Source organism: Salipiger sp. HF18, assembly GCF_011806505.1.
GTDB lineage: Bacteria > Pseudomonadota > Alphaproteobacteria > Rhodobacterales > Rhodobacteraceae > Salipiger > Salipiger thiooxidans.
Map to the genome: position 1 here is coordinate 1 of NZ_JAATOS010000995.1, position 522 is coordinate 522.

Annotated in this window: 1 pseudogene; it reads left to right on the forward strand. The window is 73.0% G+C overall.

From position 1 onward, the window contains the following. Positions 1 to 522, forward strand: a pseudogene (locus HC022_RS28455) (UDP-3-O-(3-hydroxymyristoyl)glucosamine N-acyltransferase); the annotation flags it as partial.

Here is a 522-nt window from a genome sequence, read left to right on the forward strand (position 1 = left end):
CGTACGGCGATGCTCTGGGCCGATGCCGACTGGCAGGCGCTGGGGCTCCAGGGCGCGATCCTCGCCGGGCGTCCGCGCCACGCGCTCTCCGGGCTCTCGGCGATGATGGATCCGGGGCAGGGCTATGGCAGCGGCATCCATCCCTCGGCGGTGATCGACCCCTCCGCGGTGCTGGGCGCTGACGTCAGCGTCGGCGCGCTTGCGGTGATCGGCCCCGAGGCGCGCATCGGCGCCGGCTCAGTGGTCGGTCCGCAGGCCTATATCGGCTGGAACACGGTGATCGGCGACGGCGCGATGATCCACGCCGGCGTCCGCATCGGCGCCCGCGTCACCATCGGCGCGCGCTTCATCGCGCAGCCGGGCGCCGCGATCGGCGGCGACGGCTTCTCCTACGTGACGCCCGAGATCTCGGGCGTCGAGAAGGCCCGCGCCAGCCTCGGCGAAGAGGGCACCGACAACGCCCAGCAATGGGCCCGCATCCACTCGCTCGGCGGGGTCACCATCGGGGATGACTGCGAGGTC